The sequence below is a fragment of the Chlorobiota bacterium genome (genome assembly GCA_016710285.1).
GTDB lineage: Bacteria > Bacteroidota > Ignavibacteria > OLB7 > OLB7 > OLB7.
Window position 1 is genome coordinate 463,281 of sequence record JADJXR010000001.1, and the last position, 18,987, is coordinate 482,267.

Consider the following 18,987-nt stretch of genomic DNA (forward strand, 5'->3'; position numbering starts at 1 on the left):
TTGCCGCGTACGGCCCTGGCCGCCCTTGTTTTTACTTCTTTACCGCCTGCACAACGTTCATCCCTTTCATGGTCTTCTCAGCATGGTCCAGGATTTGCTGAAGATCGCTTTGGCGTTGCAAGTATTCCACATACTCCTGCACGGAGTCTTGGGCGGTGCGCTTCGGTTCCCAGCCCAGCGACCGGAGCTTGGTGGTGTCGGAGCAAGCATTGCGGGTGTCGCCAAACCGGAACTCACCAGGGATGTTCGGCTCCAGCTCTTCGCGGCCAAAGGCTTGCGCCACAATTCTGTCGAACTCGGCAACGGTGTAGGCTTTCCCCCCCCCTACATTCAGGACTTCATAATGGGTTCGCGGGTCTTGCAGGGCAAGGATGTTGGCATCAACAACGTCGTGGATGTTAATAAAGTCGCGGCACTGCTGGCCATCTTCGTACAGCGTTGGCGCACGCCCCAGCAGGTAATGCAGGCAAAAAATCCGGCAGGCACCGGAGTAGGCATTGTACACCGATTGCCGCGCGCCTTGAACAATGGAGTAGCGCAGCGCGGTGGAAGGGATTCCGTAGCGCAAGCCAAACCGAATTGCTTGTTGTTCTTGGGAATGCTTGCTCATGGCGTAGGCGTTCGGCGGGTTCACGTGATCCTCGGCGGTCCACTCCCATTGCAAGGGCTGGCCGCTTGGGTCCACCCAATCCCATTGGCCACGCTGCAGTTGGTCAATCGTGCGGAGGGTTGGCGCAACGGTGCTTCCATCGGCGCGGCGGTATCGGCCTTCCCCTTGCACAAATTGGGATGATGCCACCACCACTTTTTCAATGGGCAGATGCTGGGCAACAATCAGTTCATACAGCAGCGCGGTGGAGACGGCATTGACATGAAAGAAGGTGGAAAAATCGCTGAGATAATCTTGATAGGCCGCAAGGTGATAGACGGCATCCACGCCACGCAGCGCGCCAAGCATCGCCTGGGGGTCGCGTGCGTCGGCTTCGATAAACTCGATTGCGGGATCAAGGTAGCCCGGCTTCCCTTTGGTGTGGACTGGCTTCTGCAAATTATCCAACACCCGAACATGATAGCCCAGCTGCAGCAATCCGGTCCGCCGTGTGCGAACCGATAAAACCCGCGCCGCCGATAACAAGAACCGTTCCGCTCATGCGCTCACCTTTCTTGGACGTAGTGCGTAGTTCAGCTTCGATTTCAACACCGATTCCGCCGGAACATCGCTCCACAGGATGCAGCCGGAGCCGATCACCGAATCGTGGCCGATGGTGATGTGTGGCTCGATAAAAATCCCGGTGCCGAAGCGCGCCCGGTCGCCGATGTTGGCGCGGCTGGAGGTAATCACCCCCGGCCCAAAGCTGCAATGATTTCCCAGCGTACTGTGGTGTTCGATGCTGCAATATGCGCTCAGGAAATTGTTGTTCCCAACCGTGGCGCATGGCCCAAGTTGGCAGAAGGCAAGGATCACATTTCCGGTTCCGATTGCTGCGTTGATCCCAACCTGTGCGCTGGGGTGGATCACGTTTGCAAAAGGGATTCCCAGCCGGGTCCACTCATCAAAAACGCGCTGGCGAAAAGGGATGCTGGTGCTGACGGAGATCACCACTCCATCGGCTTGATTTTGCTCGATCATCTGCTTCACTGCCGCCCCATCCACCGGCCCAACAACCGGGACGCCGGCAACGCTCCGCCCTTTCAGCGCAGGATTGTCGTCAACAATCGCCACGGCTTGCTGGCCTGGGATTTTGGAGATCGCATCCAGAATCTGCACGGCCCCTTCGCCCCCGCCAACAATTACCAATCGCTGGACCCGCCCGGAGGGATACAGGTCGTTCACAAGGTCGTGCGCCGCCGCTGTTGCCGCCGCTGCCGACCGCTCCGAAAGGAATTGGCGGACATCCGCTTCGGCAATTTTTTTCCCGGGGAACGCCGCCGCTACGTGATGGATATCAACGTTATTCTGCCGCGCCACCATCTCCGCTTTCATGGTCCACGATGGCTCGGCTCCATCAGTTTTTGGGGAATCCGATGGAGGGATTGCAGCGGCAAGAATGGCCTGGACCGCATCAACGCTCATCGGGGAATCGCAGACCGCCGCAACCGGTTCCCCAACGGAAAGCTCGGCCCCGGCTTGGACAAGGAAGGTGATGAACCCGTCGCGGGTGGCCTCGATGTCGAAGATACTTTTGGTGGTTTCGGCAACGCAGATCACCTCCCCTTTTCGCACCGGTTCCCCGGGTTGTTTGGCAAGTTCAACAATGATAGCGGTGGTGTCGTTCGCCCCCATTTGCGGAAGCGGAATCGGATGAATATCGGTCACGAAAGAACCTTCAGGATTGCGTTCAGGATTGTTGTTTCGGAAAGGAGAATTTCATCTTCCAGATGTTTTGCGGCGGGGATCACGGTTGGCAACGCCCCCAAACGGAGTATCGGGCAAGCCAGCTTCCCCATGCATGATTCATAGATGCGTGTGGCAAGCTCGGCCCCCCATCCGTTGGTAGCAACGCCTTCCTCGGCAATCACTACCCGCCCGGAATCGGCAGCGGCGGCGGCCAACAGCGCGGTTGCAGGAAGCGGGCTAAGGCTTCCAGGCAGCACCGCTTGCAGGCGAATTTCCTCATGGCGCAGCCGCTCCAGCAGTGATGGAAGGAAGCGGCTTACTCCTCCGTTGGCGATTAACGTAACGTCCGGCGCGCCGGCATCGCCGAAGTTGCGCAGCCGAACGGTGGGATACTCCGCTTCGGGGTCCAGAATTTCATGGCGGATGCTGTCGGTCGAGGACCGCTGCTGGCGTAGCGGATAGAGCAGTTTGTTCTCGATAAACAGCACTGGCCCATCGGAAGCAATCGCCGTGCGGAGCATCTTCCCCGCGTCGTGAAAGAGCGTTGGGGCAACAACCGTAAGGTGTGGCACGCCGCAAAACATTCGTTCCAGCGACTGGCTGTGGGTTGGTCCATACCCCCGCCCCCCGCCCATCGGCGTGCGGACAACCAGCGGCAGCGCCACCGCGCCATTGTACATCGCTGGGAATTTTGCCGCGTGGTTGATAAGCTGGTCGGCAGCAAGGGTGATGAAATCGCCAAACATCAGCTCGGCCACGGGGCGCATGCCGCGCAGCGCCAAACCGTTGGCCATTCCAACAATCGCCCCCTCGCAAATCGGCGTTGTGAGAACGCGGTTGGGGAACGCCGTGGAAAGCCCCTTCGTTACCTTGAATGCCCCTCCGTAGGGGTCCAGAATATCCTCCCCAAACACCACAACCGAGGGGTCATCGCCCATTGCATCATGCAGCGCGTTCCGAAGCGACTCAAGGTTGGTAAGCTCCTGACTCATTCCCCCTCCTTGTTGATTGCCACTGTTGCCAACGGGCTTTGCAGCGCCCACTCCACCGCCGCCTGAACGCGCCCCTGAACCGATTGCTGGATATCCTGCCGTTGCTCCGGGCCAAGCTGAAGTTCAAGTTGGCGAAGCGGGTCGCGCTGCCCGATGGCGGCAATTTCTTCGGAGGAGCGGGTGTCGTCCCCTTTGCTGTGGGGACCAAGCCGATAGCACTTCACCACAAGAAAAGCGGGGCATTGCTGCTGGCGCACCAGGGCAACCGCCGCTGTGGCAGTAGCATGAAGTGAAAGGGGGTCGAAAGAATCGGCGGTAAACGTCTGAATGCCAAATGTGGTAGCGCGGGTGGCCAAATCGCCAGCGTGCTCTTGCGATGCCGGGGTGCTTTGGGCAATGCCATTATCCTCCAGCACAAACAGCAGCGGAAGCCCCCACAGCGCGGCGATATTCATGCTTTCATAGACGGCCCCTTGCCCCATGGTCCCATCCCCCAAAAACACCGTAGCGATTGCCCCAGTGCCATTCATTTTTTCGGCAAGTGCGGCCCCCACCGCGCACGGGGCAATTCCCCCCTGAATGCCGTTGGTGTACAGGTTCCGCGTGTGCAGATGCTGGGTTCCGCCAATTCCACCACACACCCCTCCTTCGCGCCCCAACACTTCCGCCAACAAGCCTTCAACATCGCCGCAGTACGCAAGGAAATGGCCATGGGCGCGGTGGTTGCTGAAGATCACATCGCGCTGGCGGTCCAGGGCGTTCACCACCGCCACCGCCGACGCTTCTTGGCCAATGCAAGTATGCACGGTTCCGCTCAGCTTCCCCTGGGCGAACAAGTCAAGAAATCGCTGCTCGGTTTGGCGAATCAGAAGCATCTGGGCGTAGAAACGCGCTGGCAGGTCGTGCGGTTCGTCAAGGAAATTATGTGAAGGAGTCATCATTGAGCAGGGTTAGCGAATTGCCCCATCATTCATTCTTGGCGCATCCAAATTACAGCGTTTCGCTCCTTGGTTGTTCCATTCACAATGCGGAATCCCAGGCCATGCAAATGCTGGACTAATTGATGGATGGGGTGAAGCGTCGCCGAAGGAAGCGGGTGATATTCAAACCGAATTTCTTTGATTTTTTTCAGTGTCTCCTCGGCGGCATTATACATGATCTCATACTCCGCACCTTCGCAATCCATTTTTAAGATATCACAGTGATGAACCTGATGCTGATCCATCAAATCCTCAAGAGAAAAACATTGAATGGGAATTTGGTCCACAGCCTGATAAACGCCCGCCACCAACGTATGCGAAAGTGCGGAATCGGAAACCATCAGCATTTGCGTGCCAGTGGCCCCGGCAACTGCGCCGGGGATTATCGTGACCTGGCCACCGGCATTATTCTGGCGGATATTCCGCTCCAGCAATTCCACCGTTGCGGGCATCGGCTCGACGGCAATAACGCGGGTTTGCTTCCCCTGCCGCGCAGCAAGCAGCGCAAAATCGCCGATGCTTGCGCCGATGTCAATCACCACCGCGCCATTGGGGACATCGCCATATTCTTTTTTAATAAACGTAGTGGCGATATTTTCTGATTCAACGGCCTGGTTCAACGTAATAGCAAGCCCGTTCCGTAACCGAAACGTCCGGCATTGTTCATCAAAACCGATATAGAGTTTTAAGAAAGGCCACCAATTTTCCACCGTCCGCACAATTGTGGGAAGATACATACAGTGCCTCCAGGTACTCCAACGGAGAAACTTCCGAAATGAGCGACGCATGAGGTTACGGTTTATCGAATAATTGTGGATTGGGCGGAGATCGAGGAGGAGATCAGCGATAATAACTCCACAACCTTTGCCCCCATTGCTCCGTTGTTTGGCAGCGAGCGGCCATGCAGGATTGCTTGGATAAAGCTATCACACTCCATCCTCAATGGTTCATGCTGTTCCAGCGGCAGCACAGAGATTTCGCCGGCTGAATAAAACAATTGTTGCGCGTCGGAATCTTTTGCACCGATCCGGTTATCAACGGGGTTGCTGAAGAATTTCACTTTGCCATCCAATGCCAGCATTTCATCATAAACTAACGTGCCATGCTGGGCGAACACTTGAAGCAGGCGGCTTTTATTGGCCGATAGCCAACTAACATGGATATGCGCCGTGGTTCCGCTTGGGAACGTCATGCTGATATGGGCATTATCCACCAATCCTTCCCATTGATAGCTATGGCCAACTGCTGAGACTTCAACCGGCATTTCGTTGGCTAAATGAAGAATAATTGAGAGGTCGTGCGGGCATAAATCCCACACCACATCCACAGTGGTTCCTGGCGGTCCCGGGTTAATTCTGTTGGAAGAAATATGAAAGACTTTTCCAACTTTGCCAGCGCTAATTTCTTGGTGCAATTTCCTTACGCCCGGCGCAAACTGAAAAACATGGCCAACAGCAAGCACTTTATTGAGGGATTTCGCTAACTCAACAAGGTTCCAGGCATCGGCAGCTATGGAGGTCAGGGGTTTTTCAACGAACACATGTTTTCCGGCTTTCAACGCCAGCGTGGCAAGCTCGGCATGGGTTGCAACTGGAGTTGCAATGGCAACGGCATGAATTGCGGGGTTATCCAGAATCTCTTGAAATTCCAGCGTTGTATGGATTTCTGGATATTGCTGGCGAATAAATTCAAGCCGTCCGGGGCGGGTATCGCTTACCGTTTGGACAATTGCATTCGGCAAGCTGTTAAAGTTGCGTACAAGGTTCGGCCCCCAATACCCACACCCAATTACACCAACGTTGATCTTCAAGGGTTTTATGCTCCTCCCCGTCCAAAAAGGACAATGGGAATTGTTTTAAGGATGATTTTTAGATCCAGCCATAGCGAGCAATGCTGGATGTAGTAAAGATCAAGCATGACGGAGTCGTTGAACGTCACGTCTTGTTTATTACGCCCCAGCACTTGCCATAAACCGGTCATTCCAGGGGTAATCTGGAATCGCAGTTTATGCCATTCGTCGAAATGTTCATACTCATACTGTAAGCACGGGCGGGGACCGATTAAGGACATTTCGCCGCGCAGCACGTTCAGCAGCTGCGGTAATTCATCCAAGGAGTACTTCCGCAAGGTTTTTCCAACGGAGGTGATTCGGCTGTCGTTCTTCAGTTTTTCTGTGGTAGAATTTTCCGAAATAATTTTGCGCAGATGTTCGCGGTGCACGGCATCGTCCATGCTTGCGTGCATGGTGCGGAATTTATACCACGTAAACAGCTTTCCATGCTTCCCCACAACGTTCGATTTATACAATACGGGACCGGGCGAGGTGATTTTCACCGCAAGGGCAATCGCAAGAAGAAAAGGGGAAAGAATCAAAGTCAAAAGCCCGCCACCAACGATATCTATGCTCCGTTTGGCAACCCGTGCAATCGGGCGCATCTCGCGCGGGCGGAGCGTAAATGTTGGGATGCTCTCAAATTCGCTTGTCCCAACTTTATTTTGAATAATTCTAAAATGGTTTGTTGTCACCGTAACCGGAAGCCCTGTGGCGCGGCACTCTTCCACGATCGTGAGTAAACGATTATACTCAATGGAATTAATGGTGACGTAGATTTCATCGGGCCTTAACCGTTCCACAATTGTGGCAACTTGGTCAATGGGGCCATGGATATTTTTCCCCAGCAACTTCCTCCCAATTTTTGCGGGATCGTCGTCCACAAACGCTTTTAGGCTAAGGCCAAGTTCTGGGGACTGATTGATGTGGGTAGCAAGGTTTTGGCCGGCATGGCCCGCTCCAACAGCAAGGATGTGGCGGGTGATAACGTGGCTGTTAATCAACCGGCGGAACAGCTTCCGGACCACCCCAATCCGCACCACCGAAAGGGAGAACCACCCGCCGAAAATGAACAGCAGAATGTTCATCCGGCTGTAGGCCAGAAGATCAAGGTCCTTGATGAAGAAAAGGAGCACGGCTTGAAGAATTCCAAGCCAGAGCATCCCTTTCCCAAGGTTGACCACTTGGTCCGCACCGGCAGCAAAGACCTTATGGCGGTATAAGTTGACTTCGCGAAAGATGGGAACCGCCGCGATTGCCGAAGCAATAAACAGCAGTACCTCGTTGACTTGTAGCAGATACCCAGTGAACTCGATCCGAATCCCGATAATCAGCGCCGCCACCACCAACAGCACGGATAGATCGGTAATCGCAAGCAGCAGTTTTGCGTGGCCGACTGTGCGAATGATTGTCGTCACAACTTCCTCCTTGTTTGACGTCAATACAGGAAACTCGCCGATTAGAGCGGGCAAGAAGCGCGGCCCAATGGCTTCCTACCTGATGCACGACAGTTGTGCAGGTTCCTCACGAAAGCGGCGCAAACATACGAATCACCCTTGCAACTTCATGCAGCGTTTCTTTGCTGTGATGCTTCCAATCGTTTCGGTTTGCAGGGCGTTGCACCCACGGAATCTTCGCGACATCCTCCACCGACTCCAAGAACTGCAACGAACCATCTCCTGACAGGTGTTCATCCACTGCCCCTCGCTTTCCGGTAAACATGCTCCATGTTGGGGTTCCCAACAACGCCGACTCCCGGTTCATCGTCCCCCCGCCACTGATGGCAAGGTCGGAGTGATACAGCAACTGAAGGCCCGGCAGCGCACGCTCCGGTATCACCACCCGGGCTGCGGGAACGTCGGGAAGAGCCGCACGAACCAACGTGGATTCCAATCGTGTTTTGGGAAGTACGACCACAACAGCATCGCGGTTTGCAGCCGCCACCCGGATCACTTCCTGACAGATTGCTTCGCTGCGGGGATCGTGGTAGTTGCCGATAAGCCCGGGGGGGCGAATCGTTATCAGCAGCTGGTTGGGGGCCACGCCAAGCGATTGGCGGAACCCCGGGTCGGGGGAAAATTGCGGCAAGTAGAGATGCTCCTTCAGCCCATGATAACGCTGGGTTTTTGCCAGCGGAACCCCGGCTTCCTGCAGCCGCTGATCGCTAATCATTGCTGGGCAAAGAAGGTGGGTTGCCAACCGGCTGAAGATCCGCATCTCGGTCCATTCGTAGTCGAACATCACCACGGACCGAACCCCCATCAGCCGCGCAGCAAGCACTTGTGTTCGGGATCCGTGGCTAAGCGCAAGCTGGGGCGCGAACCGGCGCACAGCGTTCCGCAACTGCAGGGTCCGCACCGGAAGATTTAGCACTTTTTTGACTTTGCTTCGCCCTGCGTGCTGGCCCACAATCGTGGCATCCACCCCAAGCTGCTCCACAAGGTCCACAGTTTGCGCAAACCGGCGCGCGGTGATCATCACCTTTGCCCCCTGCCCACGCAACAAGGCGATCAACGGAGCAAACAGAGGAACGTGGGGGGAGTTATCAAGGTCAATCCAAAGGCGAAGCCCGATGGAGTGATGGAGCGGAGCATCCAAAACCGGTTGTTGGCTAGGGTTCATCATTGCAGCAATTCCAATTCTGTGAACTCTGCAAAACCTTCCCGTCCGGCCCAGGCATAGAGTATCCAACCGATATGGTAGGAGCGGCACTCTGGGTTCAGCGTAATTCCTGTGGCGCGTAATCGGCTTGGACGATGGAGCAGGATGGAAACCGCGCTTCGTGCCAGCCGCCGCGGGCGTTCCAGCGGTTCATCCCTGCGGTGCGAACGGTGGATAAAAAATGGGTCACGCTTCATCATTGAAGCCCCTATCTGGTTGTTCCCAAACAGCCAGCGGTAGCTTCGCTCGATTGCCGGGCGCGCTTGCTCCATCCCGAAATCCAAAGCCGGAAACAGCCAGAGCATCGCCATGGCATCTTGGTGCACGCTGTACACTTGGTACCAATCCAACACCGCCCCACGTTTGGCATCAATAAACCAGGGCCATTCCCCCTGCGGTCCCTGCAGACCGATGACTGTGCTTGCTCCGTGGCGGAACAGCGCAACGGCTTCTTCATTCTGGAAAGTGCTCCCATACTCAGCCAGCGATTGCAGGATATAGACCACTCCGCCAAACGATGTGCACCGCCGCCGCAGCCCCGTTAGGCTGAAATGTGGCAAGCCAGTTTCTGGGACGATAAGGCGATCGCGAATCGTCCGGTAGAGTTCATCGGCCAAATCTTTATCCGCTTGGCGTTGGCCGATTCGGGCAGCGTTCGTGCAACCAAACAGCATCCACCCCAGGTCCTGCGCCGAAAGGTTGTTGGCGTTGCCTCCTTCCAGAATTTTTTGGATTTGGTTGATGAACTCCTGCTGGCGGGGATCGTTGGCGCGTGCCAGCAATGCAAGGGTCAAACCGCAATCGGCGGGATTGGTGATTGCGGCACGGTTGGCGCGCAGGAATTGCTCGATCATCCGGTCCAGCTCCCAATCCAACGGATAGAACTGCAATGCTTGCTGAATTCCCAACAAGGTGTTGATGGTGTATCGCAGTTTCAGCGGGTGCTGGAAATCGTTCACGTAGCTTCCGCCAACAATCCGTGTGGAGTAGCTAAACAAGCCACTGCCACCGTCATACATGGCATGAAGCAATGCGGAGCAATGATGGAGTAGCGCAGGAACAGGGCGTTCTCCCCGCTGCCGCATTCCAGCAGGGTGAGCATCTGACCCCGGGTTGATCGGGGCATTGGCTTCCAGCGGTGGTTTGTTCCCTGGGTTCATTTGGCTGGCTCCGTCAGCGTTCTGTACGCTTTCAATTGCTCGTTCAATCGTTCTGGATTTCGGGCTGCGGACAAGGCAAACAGCATCCACACTTGGGTCCAACGGAGGAAGAGGCGGGTGTCGTTCTTTCCAGGATGTTGGCGGTAGATGTAGCTTCCCGTGCCGGAATCCCAAGCGGATTCATCCAGCCGCCGAAGCAGCGCGTTGGCGTGCTGGCTTCCTTGCTTGGAATCGGCAAGCATCATAAAAATTGCGGTGGCGGCGTAGTTATGGGGGTCAATCGGATGCAAGCGGTTGGGGAAATAGTTGACCAATCCATCCTTGCGAAGGAACTGCTGGCGGTAATACTCTATCATCTGCCCCACCTTCTGCCCAACGCGCTGTTGGTCCACAAAGGGGTTGGTTGCGGCAATTCCTTGCAACGCGGCAACCACATACAGGTGGTGGAAGCAATCGGTCCAGCCGCCGCGTGAGTGATCGTTGTATGGGATATAACCATCGGCACGCACCGCAGCAAGCGTGGTTTCGGTTGCTGCGGCAGCAAGTGTTAGATACTCCTGATTCCGAACCAACTTCCCCCCGATGCTTAAGGCCAAACAGCCCAACACGTTGGCGTTGTGGGTATTGATTGTTGACGTTGTGAAGTACCCCAAAAACGCCCCGGCATTGCCAACACGCCGGTGGCGGCTGGCGTACCAACGCAAGGCTTGCTCCAATGGCTGGCGGTAGTTTTCCCCAGAAAAAGCAATCACCTCATGGAGTAACGCCAGCATTGCAAACGCGCCCGGAACAAGGGTTGAGGCGCGCCGGGGATTCACCCCATCGTACAGCGTCCCCCAAGTGTAATCATACCCCCAATGGATGGTGTCATCGCTTGCCGATTTCCCCGCCATTGCCACCAACCGCTGCAGCATTGTTTCGGCGGCATGGTCCCACTCCGCGCCAAGCAACCGATAGGCAAAGTAGCAGCAAGAATAGATTTTGGGATCCGGAATGGGGGGAACCCGCAATGATTGCCGAACCCAATCCGGGGCAATGCGGGAACCGAACTTGCTAAGCAACAACTGGGGAATACGCCATGTGGCAGGGAGCCAAGAAAGCAACGGGGAGTTGGGAAGGTCGAACGGGTCGTGGCCTTTGTAGTTATGCCGTGCGATCAACGCATGAAGCTGGGCAATGCGCCCCTCCATCCACTCTGTTTCATTGATGTTCACGGTTTGGCTTGGCTATTGTTCGGCAGCACGGCGGCGGATAGCATCGGGAGAATGGTTGATAACCAGATACTCACCAATGGCAAGCGCATCCAAATTAGCGGAAAGGAAGGCCTTCACCGCCTCGGCTGGGGTGCAGATGATCGGTTCCTCGTGCATGTTAAAGCTGGTGTTAATCAGCGAAGGAATCCCGCTTAGGCGATGATAATGGGTCAGCGTATCATAGATAGAAGGGTTCACCTCGCGGCGCACAAATTGCGGGCGTGCGGTTCCATCCACATGAACACAAGCTGGCGATTGCGCCCGCATTGTTGGGGTGGCATCAAAGGTGATGGTCATAAACTCGGCAGTGTGTTCGGCACCGGAGACGTTGTTGTAGCAGCTGTGGGCATGCTCCATTAACGTGACAGGCGCAAACGGCATAAACTCCGAGCGGTGTAATTGCTGATTGAGCCAATCGTTGGCGGCGGGGTCCTTGGTGTGATAAAGGATTGAGCGATTCCCCAAAGCCCGTGGGCCGAACTCCATCCTTCCCTGGAACCGAGCAATGATATACCCTTGATGGAGCAGTTCGGCCAGGCGAAGCTCCATTGTGCCAGAGGTTAGCTCTTCGTACTGAAGCTGCGCAGCATCCAGTGCCCCCCTGATTTCTGCCGGTGAGAACGCTGGGCCAAGATAGACATCATGCAAACGGTACGGAGCAAACGGCGTGCGCCGGTGGGCAGCCAGAATTGCCGCGCCAAACCCAGTGCCTTCATCCCCCATTGCTGGCTGAATGAAGATATTGGCAAAGCCTAAAGCCTTTACCCGCTGGTTCAACTTCACGTTAGCGAACACCCCACCAGCAAGCACGATATTCTTCCCCTCCGGCTGCGGAATATGCTTGCGAATCAGCGCCAAAACATCCCGCTCAAGCAGGAACTGAATGGCGGAAGAAATTTCCTCCTTGGTCCATCTTCCAAACCGCGTGTTCCGAAGCTCGCGCAGCCGTGCAAGATTCGCATCAGCATCGGCAGTGTGGATTAAATAGAACCAATTTTCCGTTGTGCCGCGCCGGTACTGCTCAGCAAACCAGCGGTCCAGCTCGCTTACAAGCTCTGGGGGAGCCTCGGCATAGGCAGCAAGTCCGGTGACTTTTCCGGGATGGCGGTCGGGGTTAAAACCGAGCATACCTGTAACCACCTCGTAGGCCTGCCCGGCAATATGTTGGCTTTGGAAATAGCGGTCAGTAATCTGGATATTTCCGTTGCTTCCCTTCCCCACCACTGCCGACAGCAAATCCCCAACGCCATCCACCGAAACAATCTCCGCTTCATTCATCCCTGCGCAGTAATACGCGCTGGCCATGTGGCATAAATGGTGTTCGAATCCATATTCGGCAGCGCGTCCCATGAAGTAGGATGTGTCAACCGACAGGCGATGGAACTCGCGGTCGCGCAGGATTTTTTTGCGATACCACATCCGTGCCACCTCGCTGATTCGTTCCAGCGGGGGAATCATAAACAGGTTATTGCTGGCACAATTGCGGTAATACTCCGCCTCACGCTGAATTCTGCGGCGGGTGTCAATGCGCCCGATAGCAATCGGGGCAGAATCAATCTGGTAGCGGCTGGCAGCGAATTGGTAGGTCAAATGGGGCATTCCGCGTTGCAACTTCACCCGCGTAAAGCGTTCTTCGCTGGCGCAGAATATCGGTTTGCCCAATTCATCCACCAAGCAAAGGCTGGCTCCGTGGCTTTTATTGATTCCAATTCCGGCAACGGAGTCGGTATGATTGCCTGTAGTCATAAGAATAAGTAGCGATGCGAACGCGGTTTTATGTTTTGCTATCCATCCGTTGAGATTGCGCCTGTAGCCACATCATCACTGTGTAGATTCCCCACAGGCGATGCGCATGATCCCGTTTTCCGGCAATATGCTCTTCTAGCAGCCGTAGCGGGAAATCGGCGCGAATATAGTTGGCCGCAGCAAAATCGGGATGTGTGAAAACGCGACGGGCTTCTTGGCCAAGCCACCCTCGCATCCAAGCACGAATAGGAGTACCGAACGCAGCCTTAGGGCGATAAATAATTTCGCGAGGCAGATATGCTTCGGCAGCACGTTTTAGAAGATACTTTTGTGTGCGTCCATGAATTTTCAATCGGCTTGGCACGCGTGCCATAAATTCCACAAGTTCAACATCTAACAGTGGAGGCCGGGATTCCACAGAAGCAGCCATAGATGCTTTATCACTGTATGCTAAATTCAATCCTGGAAGAAAAAGTTTTGTGTCTAGATAGAGCATCGTATCAATAAAAGAACAATGCTGCGCAGATACTGCAATCTGCTTATAACGCTGAATAGGGTAAAGATCATCAAAGGGAATTGATGACAAATCTTGAGAGAGCAGTTGATGTAATTCGTCAGGGTTGAAATAGGCAAAACCGAACATAAAGGCATCTAATGGAGGGCGTTCGGCGCTTCGCACAAATTTTTGAGCCCAACGCGCCAGCCGAACTCCTTTCCCACCGATTGCCACTGGTAAGCGATTGACCACCGGGTGAACGATTCCTGTGCGAAGCCAGCGAGGTAGCCGGTGGTATTGCTGAATGAATAATGCAGCAAGCTGCTTTCGATATCCTCCATAGACTTCATCCCCCCCCATTCCATTAAGTAGAACCGTGGTTCCGCGCTGTTTTGCGCCGTGGCTAATTAGGTAGGTATTAATTGCGGCACCGTCAGCAATGGGTTCGTCAAGATGCCAAAGTAATTTGGGAAGAAGGTGATTAAAATCATGGGTTGCAAGAATTTCATGATGCGTGGTGTTGCATATTTTAGAGACAATTCTTGCATACCGGGCATCATCCGGCATGGCTTCCATGCGTTTATCATCTTCGCTAAAAGCAATTGTATAAGTACTTATATCCGCATTGCTCACTTTACGCATTAGTGCAACAATCAAGCTCGAATCTAATCCCCCAGAAAGAAACGCCCCAACAGGAACATCTGCCAGCATTTGCCTTTGCACAGCTTTTTCAAGAATTGAGCGTAACTCATCAACAAGATCATCTTCACGGCGGCAAGGTTTTTCTTTTTCAGCGATAAGAGGAACGTCCCAATACTGATGTAATTGAAATATGCCATTAGTAAAAATTCCGTAGTGACCAGCAGGAAATTTGTGTATATCTCTAAATCCTGATTTAGGCTCAGGTGTCCAAAGAAATAGCAGTGAGCTTATTACAGAATCCTGGTCAATAATTGGGGCGATATTCTTTACTTCAAATAGAGCTTTAGCCTCGGAGGCAAAAGCAAATTTTTCACCAGAGTGCCAATAGTACAAAGGCTTTATGCCAAAATGATCCCGGGCAAGAAATAATACTTGAGTTGTAGGGTTGTAGATAGCAAAGGCAAACATGCCATTCAATCGCTTTACACAATCCTCGCCCCAACAATCGTAGGAAGCAAGAATGATTTCAGTATCAGTATCAGAAGAAAAAGTATACCCTTTGCTTTTTAATTCTTCACGCAATTGAGGATAATTATAGATTTCGCCATTAAATACAATCCAAGAATCATCCATTGAATTTTTCATTGGCTGATGCCCAGCCTTCGATAAATCAAGGATAGATAATCGGCGATGCCCAAGCCCAACATATTGATCTTGGAACCAATAGCTACCGGTATCATCAGGACCACGATGTGCCTGCACTGAGACCATTTTTTGTAAGACAGCAGAGGAACCACATTTGACAAGACCGGCGATACCGCACATTAATTATTTTTACCTCCATTTATCACTTCTTGCAAAACTGATACTAGCTGTTGATGAGTAATGGCAGTAGAGTAATTTTCCTCAACTCGTTTACGGGCGTTATTCCCCATTATAGACCTTAATTGAGAATTTTGCATAAGCTGTGAGATTGCTTCAGATAGCTGCTGGGGGTCTTCAGGTTGAACAAGGAAACCCGTTTCTCCATGCTGGATCATTTCTACCATAGCTCCTTGTGGGGTTCCAATTACTGGCTTTGCTGCTGCCATTGCTTCCAATACAACCCAAGGCATTCCCTCTGGCTTTATGGGAACGAACGCTACAACATCAGCAGATTGGAGCAATTTCTTTTTCTCTTGACCAGTAACGACTCCTGCTAAACGAATATATCTCCGTAAATTAAAAATATTAACTAAGTGCAGGCAATGTTCTTTATATTCTGAATTCAGCCAATCGCCCGCAAATATCATTTGAAAAGAAAAAGAATTCTTAACGAGTAAAGCGGCAGCCTCAATAAGAACATGCGTCCCCTTATCATGAAACATGTTAGATAAGCACAAGACTGTAAAAGGAATATTATCATTTTTGTCTGTAAATGAAGTTTCATTTTTCCAGCTTTCAACATCAATGCCATTAGATATTATTCTAATTTTATGTGGATCAACAATGTCTTGAAATATACATCTTAAATTCTCAGATAAGACGAGCACCCGAGCAACTTTAGCTAAACTTCTTTTAGCAATAAATTTTCCAATCCATCCATTATCATGAATGATATCAAAACGCCCAGAACGCAGATGTACTATCGTAGGAATTTTAAAAAAACTTGCAATCATTATTAAGGTAGCATCGCGAAAAAAACCCCAGAACCCTCTTGCAATTGATATATATATTATTGCTGGCTTATATGAAATAACACATTTAACAAAGTTCTTACAATGATAAAGTGCTTGAAAAATATTATGAATATTAAATTGTCCTATACCAGAGAATCCGGATCTATCACCGATATCCAAGCAGTGTACCACAAAAGATTCCTGTAAAATTTTGGAGCCTAAAAGTTGGAGTGTAGCGGCAGCAGGTCCAATATGTGGAGGGGGTAAAGGACCAATCAGCAGTAAACGATCTGAGTGCATTGCAGAAAAGTTGTTGAAGATTGAATCACCTATCTTGTGTCAGCGTACCAATCTGATTTTAAGATTAGTTTATTACTATCAACAGCATTTTGTCGATCAATTTCAATTTTATTTGAAACTGCCCAGAATAACAACCAAATAGGTATAGAAACACGAGCAATTTCCATATAGTTATCCAGAGGAGATATAAAAATAAAATACATAAATGAAATCATTAACCCTGTTGATAGTGGAATTAGGATAACATCTCTTCTTAGTTTAGCATATTGCAGATATTGTATACAGCGGCGCAATGACGCACCATAGAGTATACATATGATTAGCAATCCAGACATACCGATTTCAGCTGCATTTGCAAGTATGCTTGAATTTGGATTATTTATTTGAATTGAACCAAATAATAAGTCCATACTGTATAAAGGTAATATATATTTGATTTGCACATCAGTATAGTAATTTTGATTACCGAAAATCGTCTGTAAAATTGCTCCAACTCCTTTAGCTTTAGATCCACTCATTTCGATAGTAAAAGTATAATTTGCTCGACTTACAAAAGTTCCTGGCCCACTTCCAACCACAGCCATGTAAGGATACTCTTCATACATGAGCCATGTATTAATATAGGATTTAACCTTACCATAATTTAGGACGACTGATGGGTTAGCAGCTAGGACTAGCAAATCATCATATTTCAAATTAAAATCGGAAGAGCTAACATAACTCATACCGTATCCAAAGCTAAATCCAATAATTACGAGTACAATTGATAATCTAATAAATTTTTTACCATATAGAATAACGAATCCGATTGCATAAGATGCCAAAAAAACTGGCAGAGCTGTTCGATATTGCAATAATATAAAAACTATTAAAAAAAATAACAATCCGATTAGATATAAGAAATTCTTCTTTTGCTGTAAATAATATCGCCCTAGACAAATTCCTCCCATAATAGATAGCAATACAGAAAATTGATAGCAATTATTTCCGAATGTTCCAGATACCTTATCTGGATCCTGAGTGGTGATAAATGCAGGTATACTGATGAGAAGCACAGCCAATATTTCGATAATTATAATAAAGTTATAGAATTTATAAATCTTATTTATCAAGTCATCTTTCTTTTCAATTAAAAGATTTAAAGATATGTAAAGCAATGGACCCTCAAGCATACCAAAGATAAACAGAGACGCTGGACCTAAATAGATTCTATCCCAATTCACCAAAATTGAAACGCAAGAAAGAATCACAAACATTATAACCATAGAGACTATATGGCGGAATGTAGATGATTTTTTCGTTTTTACAGAACGAATCGTGCATAGCAATAAAAATATAGGAATTACAATAATGTCAACTACATCTATGACTTTAGGAATAATACCAAAAGTTTCTGAAAATAGACGACTAATTAAGAGTATTGAAATGAATAGGATAACAACTGTATTCATTTTAAGCACCTATCAATTAAAATCATCACTTCTTCTACTGATATATCCTTCACATGATCTTTTTTTATCACAATGGATCTATTAGTATAAGGTCCGATGTGTGATGGGGTAGTATCTCCGAACAATGCTATAATTTTTACATTTGTTGTTGTAGCAAGGTGCATGATCCCTGAATCATTGGTAATCAACAGTTCGCTTTGTCGTAACAGCAATGACACCTCGTTTAGGTTGAGCCTTCCTATTAGATTGATAATTCTTTTAGGATTATCAATATTAATTTTAGCTGCAAAATGCTGCTCCTCTATACCTCCTACAATAATTACTATAACATCTTTTTCTAAAAGGTATTCTACTATCTTAGAATAATTATCAATTTGCCATATTTTTTGCTTTCTACCTCCTCCTATATGAATAACTATATATTTTGCTCTCCAAGTATAATAGTAAGGATGCTTAAGTATATATAATTGAGGGACATGTATTTTGCATACAATCTCTTCTAGTGCAGGATTGAATACTCCTATGTTTTTTACAATCTCAAGATTCAGATCGACTCTGTGACGCTTTTTATTGTCACGAATCAAAGTGTTATATAAAAAATCATAATTTCTATATTTAACAACTAATTCTGCTTTATCAATTTTTATTTTATGTTTAGCGAAACTAAAAAATGCGTACAAATAATGTATAATTGTATTTGAAGGTTGTGATCCAATAAAAACATCACATTTAATGCGAAGAATTGAAATGTACGATTTTATAAGAGAGAATGGTTCTTTTTTATATACGATTCGTCTTGATATATATGGATTAAATTTGAAAATTTCAGCATTTAAATTATTAGCGACAACAGTAATCTCTATATTATTATCATATAATTTTATTGCTTCAATAATCGGAGTCGCCATAACAGCATCTCCAATACCTGCACCGCACAACACAGCAATAGAACGATAATTAGTGCTGCCATCGTTCTTTTGAAAAAAAAGATGCCAACGATGTAATGTCCTGATTACCCGTTGTATGGCATAATACATCTGAATTTTCATAAAATTTTTCTTATGAGCATTTTATATACAAGTCCAGAATTAGATATGAAGACAATAAGATTATACTCAACGCAAATCGGCCACCAACTCCACCACCTCCTTCGAGCTGTGATGAAGATGCCCCTCCAATTCCTTCGATACCGCTGACTCCTGTTCATCACTCAGCTTCCCACTATAGCTGACATACCTGTCTTGCATATAATCCCCAAAACTCTTGGAAACTCGATACCCTTCAGCATACCGATAAATCGTCGAGCTATCAACTCCCAATGCAAATGCCGTCTTCGCAACGCTAAATCCTCCGTCGAGCATCAGCAGCGTTGTAATTTTCACATACCGACGCTTCTCTTTCTCCACTCGCTGCAATTTCCGCAGATGTGTCCGTAATTCCTCTGTCAGCTCTATCATCTCTTTGATCTACCGGTTGAAT

At 49.8% G+C, this 18,987-nt stretch carries 15 protein-coding genes and 1 pseudogene; all 16 read right to left on the reverse strand.

The features are described 5' to 3' along the window. Positions 1 to 31: 31 nt before the first annotated feature. A pseudogene (locus IPM61_01575) lies at positions 32 to 1,151 on the reverse strand (NAD-dependent epimerase/dehydratase family protein). Next, on the reverse strand, positions 1,148 to 2,317 hold the full coding sequence (locus IPM61_01580; GenBank protein ID MBK8909996.1) for a hypothetical protein: 1,170 nt from the start codon (positions 2,315 to 2,317) through the stop codon (positions 1,148 to 1,150). The pseudogene IPM61_01575 and the gene IPM61_01580 overlap by 4 nt, the downstream one beginning before the upstream one ends. Then, positions 2,314 to 3,330, reverse strand: a complete 1,017-nt coding sequence (locus tag IPM61_01585; protein MBK8909997.1) for an alpha-ketoacid dehydrogenase subunit beta — start codon at positions 3,328 to 3,330, stop codon at positions 2,314 to 2,316. The genes IPM61_01580 and IPM61_01585 overlap by 4 nt, the downstream gene beginning before the upstream one ends. Next, complete coding sequence (locus IPM61_01590; protein MBK8909998.1) at positions 3,327 to 4,205, reverse strand: thiamine pyrophosphate-dependent dehydrogenase E1 component subunit alpha; 879 nt, start codon at positions 4,203 to 4,205, stop codon at positions 3,327 to 3,329. Before IPM61_01590 ends, IPM61_01585 begins: the two co-directional genes overlap by 4 nt. A 95-nt stretch (positions 4,206 to 4,300) precedes the next feature. Next, a complete protein-coding gene (locus tag IPM61_01595; protein MBK8909999.1) occupies positions 4,301 to 5,047 on the reverse strand; it encodes an FkbM family methyltransferase in 747 nt (248 codons plus the stop codon). A 62-nt stretch (positions 5,048 to 5,109) separates the two neighbouring features. Then, positions 5,110 to 6,120: a Gfo/Idh/MocA family oxidoreductase gene (locus tag IPM61_01600; protein MBK8910000.1), complete on the reverse strand. Its 1,011-nt coding sequence runs from the start codon at positions 6,118 to 6,120 to the stop codon at positions 5,110 to 5,112. 5 nt (positions 6,121 to 6,125) lie between these two features. Further along, positions 6,126 to 7,559 (reverse strand): sugar transferase, encoded by a 1,434-nt coding sequence (locus IPM61_01605; protein MBK8910001.1) that lies wholly within the window; start codon positions 7,557 to 7,559, stop codon positions 6,126 to 6,128. Positions 7,560 to 7,665: 106 nt separating this feature from the next. Next, positions 7,666 to 8,766 carry a DUF354 domain-containing protein gene (locus IPM61_01610; GenBank protein MBK8910002.1) on the reverse strand — a complete coding sequence of 367 codons (1,101 nt, stop codon included), beginning with the start codon at positions 8,764 to 8,766 and terminating at the stop codon, positions 7,666 to 7,668. Next, positions 8,763 to 9,962: a hypothetical protein gene (locus IPM61_01615; GenBank protein MBK8910003.1), complete on the reverse strand. Its 1,200-nt coding sequence runs from the start codon at positions 9,960 to 9,962 to the stop codon at positions 8,763 to 8,765. The genes IPM61_01610 and IPM61_01615 overlap by 4 nt, the downstream gene beginning before the upstream one ends. Further along, positions 9,959 to 11,176, reverse strand: a complete 1,218-nt coding sequence (locus tag IPM61_01620) for a hypothetical protein (protein ID MBK8910004.1) — start codon at positions 11,174 to 11,176, stop codon at positions 9,959 to 9,961. Before IPM61_01620 ends, IPM61_01615 begins: the two co-directional genes overlap by 4 nt. 12 nt (positions 11,177 to 11,188) lie before the next feature. Continuing rightward, positions 11,189 to 12,961, reverse strand: a complete 1,773-nt coding sequence (locus tag IPM61_01625) for a hypothetical protein (protein MBK8910005.1) — start codon at positions 12,959 to 12,961, stop codon at positions 11,189 to 11,191. 28 nt (positions 12,962 to 12,989) lie between these two features. Continuing rightward, positions 12,990 to 14,924: an asparagine synthase (glutamine-hydrolyzing) gene (asnB, locus tag IPM61_01630; GenBank protein MBK8910006.1), complete on the reverse strand. Its 1,935-nt coding sequence runs from the start codon at positions 14,922 to 14,924 to the stop codon at positions 12,990 to 12,992. After that, positions 14,924 to 16,057 (reverse strand): glycosyltransferase family 4 protein, encoded by a 1,134-nt coding sequence (locus IPM61_01635; GenBank protein MBK8910007.1) that lies wholly within the window; start codon positions 16,055 to 16,057, stop codon positions 14,924 to 14,926. The genes asnB and IPM61_01635 overlap by 1 nt, the downstream gene beginning before the upstream one ends. 29 nt (positions 16,058 to 16,086) lie before the next feature. Further along, entirely contained in the window at positions 16,087 to 17,508 is a 1,422-nt protein-coding gene (locus tag IPM61_01640) for a hypothetical protein (GenBank protein MBK8910008.1), read from the reverse strand. Beyond that, entirely contained in the window at positions 17,505 to 18,557 is a 1,053-nt protein-coding gene (locus IPM61_01645; GenBank protein MBK8910009.1) for a glycosyltransferase family 9 protein, read from the reverse strand. Before IPM61_01645 ends, IPM61_01640 begins: the two co-directional genes overlap by 4 nt. 66 nt (positions 18,558 to 18,623) lie before the next feature. Beyond that, a complete protein-coding gene (locus tag IPM61_01650; protein MBK8910010.1) occupies positions 18,624 to 18,965 on the reverse strand; it encodes a hypothetical protein in 342 nt (113 codons plus the stop codon). Between the last annotated feature and the right edge of the window lie 22 nt (positions 18,966 to 18,987).

Bases quoted from the DNA above. Each gene is read 5' to 3' on its own strand.
- IPM61_01585 (MBK8909997.1), bottom strand. From the start codon at position 3,330: ATGAGTCAGGAGCTTACCAACCTTGAGTCGCTTCGGAACGCGCTGCAT.
- IPM61_01590 (MBK8909998.1), bottom strand. From the start codon at position 4,205: ATGCTTCTGATTCGCCAAACCGAGCAGCGATTTCTTGACTTGTTCGCC.
- IPM61_01595 (MBK8909999.1), bottom strand. From the start codon at position 5,047: ATGTATCTTCCCACAATTGTGCGGACGGTGGAAAATTGGTGGCCTTTC.
- IPM61_01610 (MBK8910002.1), bottom strand. From the start codon at position 8,766: ATGATGAACCCTAGCCAACAACCGGTTTTGGATGCTCCGCTCCATCAC.
- IPM61_01615 (MBK8910003.1), bottom strand. From the start codon at position 9,962: ATGAACCCAGGGAACAAACCACCGCTGGAAGCCAATGCCCCGATCAAC.
- IPM61_01625 (MBK8910005.1), bottom strand. From the start codon at position 12,961: ATGACTACAGGCAATCATACCGACTCCGTTGCCGGAATTGGAATCAAT.
- asnB (MBK8910006.1), bottom strand. From the start codon at position 14,924: ATGTGCGGTATCGCCGGTCTTGTCAAATGTGGTTCCTCTGCTGTCTTA.
- IPM61_01635 (MBK8910007.1), bottom strand. From the start codon at position 16,057: ATGCACTCAGATCGTTTACTGCTGATTGGTCCTTTACCCCCTCCACAT.
- IPM61_01640 (MBK8910008.1), bottom strand. From the start codon at position 17,508: ATGAATACAGTTGTTATCCTATTCATTTCAATACTCTTAATTAGTCGT.
- IPM61_01645 (MBK8910009.1), bottom strand. From the start codon at position 18,557: ATGAAAATTCAGATGTATTATGCCATACAACGGGTAATCAGGACATTA.
- IPM61_01650 (MBK8910010.1), bottom strand. From the start codon at position 18,965: ATGATAGAGCTGACAGAGGAATTACGGACACATCTGCGGAAATTGCAG.